This window comes from Monashia sp. HAY1-5C (assembly GCF_056755255.1).
The window spans coordinates 36,864-46,464 of record NZ_JBPGXG010000018.1; the positions used below are offsets into that span (position 1 = coordinate 36,864).

Genomic DNA, 9,601 nt, shown 5'->3' on the forward strand with positions numbered 1-9,601 from the left:
GGGGACACTCGAGAGCACTGGGCGCCGGCGTCGGCCCAGGGAGAGGTGACCGTGTTCGACTTCGTCTTCGGGCTGCCGATGCACATCCTCGTCGTCCATGCCGTCGTGGTGCTGGGACCGTTGTCCGCGCTCGCGGCCGTCGGCTATGCCGTCCGCCCCGGCTGGCGCCGCGTCCTGCGCTGGCCCACGGTCGTCGGCGCGCTCCTGACCGGCGTCTCCGCGTTCGTGGCGGCCGAGAGCGGCGAGCAGCTGCTCCGACGCGTCTCGCAGGTCCGGGCGGCCACGACCGACGCGGGCCTGCTCGCCGAGCACGTGGAGTGGGGTGACCGCGCCAAGCTGCTCTGCCTCGCCTTCATGGTTCTGACGCTCGCCCTCGTCCGGTTCGTCCGGCCACCCGAGGAGGACGCACCGCGGACGCACCCGCTCGACGCCGTCCTCGGCGTCGTCACGGTCCTCGCGGCCGCAGCGGCGACGACGACGATCGTCCTCGCCGGGCACGCCGGGTCGCAGGTGGTCTGGAGCGGGCTCGGCTGAGGCCGGTTCCTCCACCAGGCGGCGCTGCCCGTACCCTCGTGTCGTGTCGACGCACGTGTCCGCCCCCGCTCCATCGACGGACGCCCCGACGGGGCTGTCCCGGATGCTGAGGCCGCTCCGGCTCCCCGCGGTGCCCGGGCGGTGGGTCCGGCCGCTGCTCGTCGCCAACCTCGTCGGCGAGATCGGCATCGTGGCCACGGGCGGCATCGTGCGCCTCACCGGCAGCGGCCTGGGCTGCTCGACCTGGCCCGAGTGCCAGCCGGGGTCGTTCACCCCGGTCCGCACCCCGGCGAGCTCGTTCCACGACCTCGTCGAGTTCGGCAACCGCACGCTGACGTTCGTCGTCGCCGTCCTCGCCCTCGTGTCGGTGTGGGTCGTCGCGACGCACTGGCCGGCCCGTCGACGGCTGCAGGTGGTGGCGGTGGGTGTCCTCGCGGGCATCCCGGCCCAGGCGGTCCTCGGCGGCATCACCGTCCTGACGGGCCTCAACCCGTGGTTGGTCATGGGGCACTTCCTCCTGTCGATGGCGCTCGTCGCGCTGTCGACGGCCCTGGTGCGCGGTGCGCTCGACGAGCAGGACGGCCCGGGGGAGCTCGTCGTGCATCCCCTCGCGCGGCGCGTCGCCCACCTCACGGCCGCCGTCGGCACCGTGGTGCTCGTCCTCGGCACCGTCGTCACAGGCTCGGGGCCGCACTCCGGCGATGCCGACCGGCCGGCGCGCACCGGGTTCGACCCGCGCTTCGTGTCGTGGATGCACGCCGACGCCGTCATGCTCTTCTCCGGCCTCGTCGTCGCGACGCTGGTGGCGGTCCGCATCACGGCCACGACCGACCGGGCCCGCCGCTGCTTCGACCTCGTGCTCGTCGTGACCGTCGTCCAGGGCCTCATCGGCTACACCCAGTACTTCACCGGTCTGCCCGAGGTGCTCGTCCTGCTCCACATGGTCGGCGCGGCGCTGCTGACCACCGCCCTCACGTGGGGCGTGCTGTCGACGCGTCGCTCCCCCGTCTGAACGAACCCGTCCGCGCTGCCTAGGCTGGGCGCGTGAGCGAGCAGCCGACACTCCGTGACGGCGACCTCGTGCTGCGCCCCTGGCGTGCCGAGGACAGCGAGGTCACGCGCGAGCTGCACGACGCCGAGATCGCCCACTGGTTCGACGTTCCCGACGTCGTGCCGCCCGCCGACGAGCACCTCGCCTGGATCGGGCGCACCCACGACGAGTGGGCCGACGACCGGGCCAAGGCGACCTTCCTCGTCGAGTGGCACGGCCGGCCGGCGGGCTCGGTCGACGTCCGTCGCTCGCAGCCCGGCGTCGGCGTCCTGTCGTGGGCCATCTACCCGTCCTCGCGCGGCCGCGGGCTGGGCTGGCGCGCCGTGCGGCTGCTCGTCGAGTGGGCCTTCGACGAGCTCGCCCTCGAGCGCGTCGAGGCCCACGTCGACCCGGCCAACCGCGCGTCGCTGCGCACCGCCCTCCGGGCCGGGCTGCTGCGCGAGGGGCTGCTGCGGGGCAACACCACCCTCGGCGGCACCCGCACCGACACCGTCGTGCTCGGCCGCCGCCGCGGCGACCCGGCCCCCGACACGCGCGACGGGTTCACCGCGATGCTCGACTCGACCCTGCCGACCAAGCGCGCCATCGCGCAGGGCGTGCTCCGCTCCCCCGACGGCCGGCTGCTGCTGCTCGAGCTGGTCTACAAGCGCGACTGGGACCTGCCCGGCGGCGTCGTCGACCGGCACGAGTCGCCGGCGGCCTGCGTCGTGCGCGAGCTGCGCGAGGAGCTCGCGCTCGACGTCACGGTGCGGTCCCTGCTCGCGGTGAACTGGCTGCCGGCGCTGCACGGCCGGGCCGACGCCACCGTCTTCGTCTTCGGTCTCGGCACCCTCGACCCGAGCTTCCTCGACCCGGCGCGGCTGCAGCGTCGGGAGGTCGCCGCCGTGCACTCGAGCGAGCCGCACGAGTGGGCCGCCCGGGTCGCGCCGTACAACCGGCGCCTGCTCGAGGCCCTGCTCACCTCGGGCCGGAGCGGGATCGATGCGCCGACGCTCTATCTCGAGGACGGCCGGCCGGTCGTGGCGTCGGGCACGTGAGGGGGCCGACGGATGGCTGCGGCCGGCTCCTGCCCGCCCGACTCAGCCGGCTCAGCCCAGACCGGGCAGCGGCAGGTGCCAGATGGGGTCGAGCGCGACGCCGACGAACAGCAGCGTCAGGTACGTGATGGAGAAGTGGAACAGACGCATCGGCTTGAGCACGTCGTGCGCCACGCCGGCCCGCGCCCGGGCCAGCAGGCGGTGCGCCTCGGTGAGGAACAGCACGCCGGACACGAGGGCCGCGACGGTGTAGACCCAGCCGACGCGCTGGACGGGGACCAGCGCGAGCGAGGCAAGGACCATGGCCCACGAGTAGAGGACGACCTGCTTGGCGACGACGACGAACCGCTCGACGACCGGCAGCATCGGCACGTGCGCCGCGGAGTAGTCCTCCTTGTAGCGCATCGACAGCGGCCAGTAGTGCGGCGGCGTCCAGAAGAAGATGACGAGGAAGAGGATGAAGGCCGACCAGCTGACGGTGCCGGTCACGGCCGACCACCCGATGAGAACCGGCATGCAGCCCGCGGCCCCACCCCACACGATGTTCTGCGCCGTGCGCCGCTTGAGCAGGAGCGTGTAGCCGAAGACGTAGAAGAGCAATGCCGCGAGGGCGAGCCCGGCGCTCAGCCAGTTGACGAGCAGGCCCAGCCACAGCGTCGACACGACGGTCAGGGTGACCCCGAAGACGAGCGCGCCCGTCGGTGAGACCGTGCCCGTGACGAGGGGGCGCCGGCTCGTGCGGTGCATGACGGCGTCGATGTCGCGGTCGATGTAGCAGTTGAGCGTGTTGGCCGCACCGGCCGAGAGCGTGCCGCCGACGACGGTCGCCACGACGAGCCAGAGGTTCGGCACGCCCTGCTGCGCGAGGAACATGACGGGGATCGTCGTGATGAGCAGCAGCTCGATGATCCGCGGCTTCATCAGGGAGACGTACTGCCCGACGAGGAACTTCAGCCCACTGCCGTCCGGACCGTGCAGCGCCGAGAGGTCGGCGCGGGGGTCCACCGTTGTCACTGAGATCCTCACCGCTGGTTCGTCGCTCGGACCACCGGGTACGCACCACGAGGTACAGAGCATTGCGTCGCAAGTCTAGACCGTCGTCCGTTCGACCAGACACCGCACCGTCGCCGTCGAGCCCGCCGTCGGGTCCGCCGTCGAGTCCGCCGCCCAACCAAGGCCCCCACGGCGACCTGGGCGGGCCGTCCACGAGACCCGCGGCCCGACGCGTGACCACCCAGCGGGCGTGGTGTCGTGGCTCACAACGGCGGGACTAGGCTCGTGGCGTTACGCGATCCACCTCGTCCGAAGGAGACCGGTCCGTGTCCAGCACCGCCACGAAGGCGAAGAGCCCCACCCGTTCGAGGTCGACGAAGAGCCCGAAGGACCTGCTGGCACAACGAGACCCGGGCCTGCCTCGTCCGGTGGCGAAGAAGGCCGGCTGGACCGACCTCGACATCCGCGCCGTCGACACGACCCGCCTGCTCGCCGCCGACGCCGTGCAGAAGGTCGGCAACGGGCACCCCGGCACGGCGATGTCGCTCGCCCCGCTGGCCTACCTGCTCTACCAGAACGTCATGACCCACGACCCGTCCGACCCGAGCTGGCTCGGACGCGACCGGTTCGTCCTCTCCTGCGGCCACTCGAGCCTGACGCAGTACATCCAGCTCTACCTGTCCGGCTACGGGCTGTCCCTCGACGACCTCAAGGCGCTCCGGACGTGGGGCTCGCAGACGCCGGGCCACCCCGAGGTCCACCACACCAAGGGCGTCGAGATCACGACCGGCCCGCTCGGCTCGGGACTCGCGTCGGCCGTCGGCATGGCGATGGCCCAGCGCCGCCAGCGCGGACTGTTCGACCCCGACGCCAAGCCGGGCACGAGCCCGTTCGACCACCACGTCTACGTCATCGCCTCCGACGGCGACATGCAGGAGGGCGTGACCCACGAGGCCTGCGCGCTCGCCGGCCACCAGGAGCTCGGCAACCTCACGGTCGTCTACGACGCCAACCAGATCTCCATCGAGGACGACACCGACATCGCGTTCAGCGAGGACGTCGCCAAGCGCTTCGAGGCCTACGGCTGGCACGTCGTCGAGGTCGACTGGCGAAAGGACGCCGACGGCGCCACCTACGTGGAGGACGTCGACGCGCTCCTCGCCGCGATCCGCAGCGGTGACTCGGTGCGCGACAAGCCGACGCTCGTCGTCCTGCACACCATCATCGCCTGGCCGGCGCCGACGAAGCAGAACACCGGCAAGTCGCACGGCTCGGCCCTCGGCGACGCCGAGGTCGGGGCGACGAAGGAGCTGCTCGGCTTCGACCCGAAGAAGAGCTTCGTCGTCGAGCCGGCCGTCCTCAAGCACGCCCGCGACGTCGTCAAGCGCGGCAAGGCGGCCCACCGCGAGTGGGACGCCTCGTTCCGCGCGTGGCGCAAGGCCAACCCGGATCGCGCCGAGCTGCTCGACCGCGTCCTGGCCAAGGAGCCGCCGAAGGACCTCAGGCGCGCCCTCCCGACGTTCCCGGCCGACGCCAAGGGCATCGCGACCCGGGCGGCGTCCGGCAAGGTCCTCGGCGCCCTCGCCGACGTCATGCCCGAGCTGTGGGGCGGCTCGGCCGACCTCGCCGAGTCGAACAACACGACGATGGAGGGCCAGCCCTCGTTCGTCCCGACCGGCAAGCAGACCCGCGAGTGGAAGGGCGGCCCGTACGGGCGCACCCTGCACTTCGGCATCCGCGAGAACGGGATGGGCATGATCCTCAACGGGATCGCCCTCGAGGGTCTGACCCGGCCGTACGGCGGCACCTTCCTCGTCTTCTCCGACTACATGCGCCCGGCCGTGCGCCTCGCCGCGATCCAGCAGGCGCCGGTCACCTACGTGTGGACGCACGACTCCATCGGGCTGGGCGAGGACGGCCCGACGCACCAGCCCATCGAGCACCTGGCCGCCCTGCGCGCGATCCCCGGCCTCGACGTCGTCCGTCCGGCCGACGCCAACGAGACCGCGGCCGCCTGGGCCCAGATCCTCACCCGGGCGGAGGGCCCCGCCGCGCTGTGCCTGACCCGCCAGGCCGTCCCGACGTGGGACCGCTCGAGGTACGGCAAGGTCAGCGGCGTCGCCAAGGGCGCCTACGTCCTCGTCGAGGAGTCCCGCGCCGGTGAGCCCGACGTCATCCTCATCGCCACCGGTTCCGAGGTGCAGCTGGCGGTCGAGGCCGCCGAGAAGCTCGAGAAGGGCAAGGTCTCCACGCGCGTCGTGTCGATGCCGTGCCGGGAATGGTTCGAGAAGCAGAGCCGTTCCTACCAGGACAAGGTGCTGCCCCCCACGGTCCGCGCCCGCGTCAGCGTCGAGGCCGGGGTGTCGATGGGCTGGCACGACCTCGTCGGTGACGCCGGCCGGATCGTCAGCATCGAGCACTTCGGGGCCTCGGCGGACTACCAGACGCTGTTCCGCGAGTTCGGCATCACCGCCGACGCCGTCGTCAAGGCCGCCAAGGACTCGCTCAAGGCGGCCGCCGGGTCGGCCGGCTCCGGCCGGACCGCCCCGCGCGTCACCGAGACGAACCCGCGACGCGCCGAGCAGAGCGCCGCCACCGACGTCATGGGCACCGACGTGGCCTCCGGCGCACACGCCGCGTCCGCCGAGGCCAACTGACCCGACGACCCAACCAGAAGGGGACAGACACCATGAGCAACCCGAACACCCAGGCCCTCACGGACGCCGGAGTCTCGATCTGGCTCGACGACCTCTCCCGTGAGCTCATCGAGACCGGCAAGATCTCCGAACTCATCGAGGAGCGCAACGTCGTCGGCGTCACGTCGAACCCGTCGATCTTCCAGTCGGCGCTGTCCAAGGGCGACCGCTACAACGAGGACCTCGCCGCGCTGGCCGCGGCCGGCAAGGACGTCGAGGACGTCGTCTTCGAGCTGACGACCGAGGACGTCCGCAACGCCGCCGACCTCTTCCTGCCCCTCTACGAGAGCAGCAAGGGCGTCGACGGGCGGGTCTCCATCGAGGTCGACCCCCGTCTGGCGCACGACACCGACAAGACGGTCGAGCAGGCCAAGCAGCTGGCGGCCGCCGTCGACCGTCCGAACGTCCTCATCAAGATCCCGGCGACCAAGGCGGGCCTGCCGGCCATCACCGCGGTCACGGCCGAGGGCATCAGCGTCAACGTGACGCTCATCTTCTCCCTCGAGCGGTACCGGGGCGTCATGAACGCCTACCTCGAGGGCCTCGAGAGGGCGCACGCCAACGGCCACGACCTGTCGACGATCCGTTCGGTCGCCTCGTTCTTCGTCTCCCGCGTCGACACCGAGATCGACAAGCGTCTCGACGCCATGGGGACCGACGAGGCGAAGGCGCTGCGCGGCAAGGGCGGCATCGCCAACGCGCGCCTCGCCTACCAGGCCTACGAGGAGGTCTTCTCGACCCCGCGCTGGACCAGCCTGGCCGACGAGGGCGCCAACCCGCAGCGTCCGCTCTGGGCCTCCACGGGCGTCAAGGACAAGGCCTACCCCGACACCATGTACGTCACCGAGCTCGTCGCACCGGGCGTCGTCAACACGATGCCGAGCGCCACCCTCGAGGCCACCGCCGACCACGGCGAGATCCGGGGCGACACGGTGACCGGCGCCTACGAGGAGTCCTCGGAGGTCCTCGACGACCTCGACGGCATCGGCATCTCGTACACCGAGGTGACCGACCTCCTCGAGCAGGAGGGCGTCGACAAGTTCGAGAAGGCGTGGGGCGACCTGCTCGACGGCGTGCGAGCCGAGATGGACAAGGTCCGGGCATGAGCTCGATCTGCGTCACCGCGTCCGGCGCGGCGGCCGAGGCGATCGCGGCGCACGTCGACACCCTGGTGTCCGACCGCGTCGCGAGCCGGCTCTTCGAGCAGGACCGGACGCTCTGGGGCGAGGCCGCCGAGGCCGAGGCGGGCATCCGTCTGTCCTGGACCGGGCTGGCCCGGTCCTCGCGTCCGCTCGTCGGCCAGATCGCCGCGCTGCGCGACGAGCTGGCCGGCGAGGGCCTGACCCACGTCGTGCTCTGCGGCATGGGTGGCAGCTCGCTCGCGCCCGAGGTCATCTGCGCCACGGCCGGCAAGGACCTCGTCGTCCTCGACTCGTCCGACCCCGACTACGTGCGCCGTGCCCTCGCCGACGACCTCGAGCACACCGTCGTCGTCGTCTCGAGCAAGTCCGGCTCCACGGTCGAGACCGACTCGCAGCGCCGCGCCTACGAGCAGGCGTTCACCGACGCCGGCATCGACCCGGCCGAGCGCATCGTCGTCGTCACCGACCCGGGCAGCCCGCTCGACGGTGAGGCCCGCGAGAAGGGCTACCGCGTCGTCAACGCCGACCCGAACGTCGGGGGCCGCTACTCGGCCCTGACCGCCTTCGGCCTCGTGCCGAGCGGCCTCGCCGGTGTCGACGTCGAGGCGCTCCTCGACGAGGCGGAGTCCGTCGCCGACGTCCTGTCGGCCGACGACGACGCCAACCCCGGGCTGCGCCTCGGTGCGGCGATGGGTGGCACGACGCCGCTGCGCGACAAGCTGGTCCTCGTCGACGACGGCTCGGGCATCGTCGGGTTCGCCGACTGGGCCGAGCAGCTCATCGCCGAGTCCACCGGCAAGGACGGCACCGGCGTGCTACCCGTCGTCGTGGGCAGTGCCGACGACCCGGAGGTGCGCTGGCCCGCCGCGGACGTCACGGTCGCCCGACTCGTCGGCGACGACGACGACGGTACGCCGGACTCGACTGTCGCAGAAGGCGGTTCGGAGGTCCGCGTCGGCGGGTCGCTCGGCGCGCAGCTGCTGCTCTGGGAGGTCGCCACCGCCGTCGCGGGCCGCCTCCTCGGCATCAACCCCTTCGACCAGCCCGACGTCGAGAGCGCCAAGAAGGCCGCCCGCGCACTCCTCGACCAGGGCACCGCGTCGGCCGACGCCCCCGCCGCGACCGACGGCGCCGTCGAGATCCGCGCGGTCGGTGGGGGTGACGGTGCGTGGCTCGGCGACGCGTCGACCGTGCCCGCTGCGCTCGACGCGCTCTTCGCGCAGCTCGACCCCGAGCGCGGCTACGTCGCTGTCATGGCCTACCTCGACCGGCTCGCCGACGCGGACCTGGCGGACACCCGCGCCGCGCTCGCACGCCGCACCGAGCGGCCGACCACCTTCGGCTGGGGCCCGCGGTTCCTCCACTCCACCGGCCAGTTCCACAAGGGCGGCCCCGCCGTCGGCGTCTACGTGCAGGTCACGACGGCGCCCACGCAGGACCTGCCGATCCCCGGCCGGGACTTCACCTTCGGCGACTTCATCGCCTCGCAGGCCGGCGGCGACGCCGCGGTCCTGGCCGACCACGACCGCCCGGTCCTGCGGCTGCACCTGACCGACCACGACGCCGGTCTGGCCCAGGTGCGCGACGCGTTCGGGCAGGGGTCGACCGCGGGAGGGCATGCATGACGCCGGCGCGAGTCGCCCACGGGCACAACCCGCTCCGCACGGCCGAGGACAAGCGGCTGCCCCGCATCGCGGGTCCCTGCGGCCTCGTCCTCTTCGGCGTGACGGGCGACCTCGCCCGCAAGAAGCTCATGCCGGCGATCTACGACCTCGCCAACCGCGGACTGCTCCCGCCGGGCTTCTCCCTCATCGGGTTCGCCCGGCGCGACTGGGCCACGCAGGACTTCGGCCAGGTCGTCCACGACGCAGTCAAGCAGCACGCCCGGACGCCCTTCAGCGAGGACGTCTGGCGCAACCTGTCCGAGGGCTTCCGGTTCGTGCCGGGCACCTTCGACGACCCGGACGCCTTCGACCTGCTCGCCAAGACGGTCGAGGAGCTGGACCGGGACCGCGGCACCGGCGGCAACCACGCGTTCTACCTGTCGATCCCCCCGGCCTTCTTCGCCACCGTGTGTGAGCAGCTCGAGCGGTGCGGCCTGACCCGGGCCGAGGGCGACAGCTGGCGACGCGTCATCATCGAGAAGCC

7 protein-coding genes and 1 pseudogene are annotated in these 9,601 nt (G+C 72.4%); 7 read left to right on the forward strand and 1 reads right to left on the reverse strand.

The features are described 5' to 3' along the window. The first annotated feature begins 51 nt into the window (after positions 1-51). Genes ACR9ZK_RS04780 through ACR9ZK_RS04790 form a run of 3 tightly spaced genes read left to right on the forward strand, consistent with a single transcriptional unit; the run spans position 52 to position 2,622 of the window. Positions 52-534 (forward strand): DUF2231 domain-containing protein, encoded by a 483-nt coding sequence (locus ACR9ZK_RS04780; RefSeq protein ID WP_481340736.1) that lies wholly within the window; start codon positions 52-54, stop codon positions 532-534. 43 nt (positions 535-577) lie between these two features. Next, positions 578-1,546, forward strand: coding sequence for a COX15/CtaA family protein (locus tag ACR9ZK_RS04785; RefSeq protein ID WP_481340737.1), 969 nt, complete (start codon positions 578-580; stop codon positions 1,544-1,546). Between the two features lie 32 nt (positions 1,547-1,578). Continuing rightward, positions 1,579-2,622: an NUDIX hydrolase gene (locus tag ACR9ZK_RS04790; RefSeq protein WP_481340738.1), complete on the forward strand. Its 1,044-nt coding sequence runs from the start codon at positions 1,579-1,581 to the stop codon at positions 2,620-2,622. 51 nt (positions 2,623-2,673) lie between these two features. Here the strand turns inward: ACR9ZK_RS04790 and ACR9ZK_RS04795 are convergent, their stop codons facing one another. After that, positions 2,674-3,648, reverse strand: a complete 975-nt coding sequence (locus tag ACR9ZK_RS04795) for a heme o synthase (protein WP_481340739.1) — start codon at positions 3,646-3,648, stop codon at positions 2,674-2,676. Between the two features lie 293 nt (positions 3,649-3,941). Here ACR9ZK_RS04795 and tkt point away from each other — a divergent pair, with 293 nt between their 5' ends. The 4 genes and pseudogenes from tkt to ACR9ZK_RS04815 form a co-directional block, all read left to right on the forward strand. Beyond that, positions 3,942-6,272, forward strand: a complete 2,331-nt coding sequence (gene tkt / locus ACR9ZK_RS04800; RefSeq protein ID WP_481340740.1) for a transketolase — start codon at positions 3,942-3,944, stop codon at positions 6,270-6,272. Between the two features lie 32 nt (positions 6,273-6,304). After that, positions 6,305-7,417, forward strand: a complete 1,113-nt coding sequence (gene tal, locus ACR9ZK_RS04805) for a transaldolase (RefSeq protein WP_481340741.1) — start codon at positions 6,305-6,307, stop codon at positions 7,415-7,417. After that, entirely contained in the window at positions 7,414-9,078 is a 1,665-nt protein-coding gene (locus ACR9ZK_RS04810; RefSeq protein ID WP_481340742.1) for a glucose-6-phosphate isomerase, read from the forward strand. Before tal ends, ACR9ZK_RS04810 begins: the two co-directional genes overlap by 4 nt. After that, positions 9,075-9,601: pseudogene (locus tag ACR9ZK_RS04815) on the forward strand (glucose-6-phosphate dehydrogenase); the annotation flags it as partial. The gene ACR9ZK_RS04810 and the pseudogene ACR9ZK_RS04815, both read left to right, overlap by 4 nt.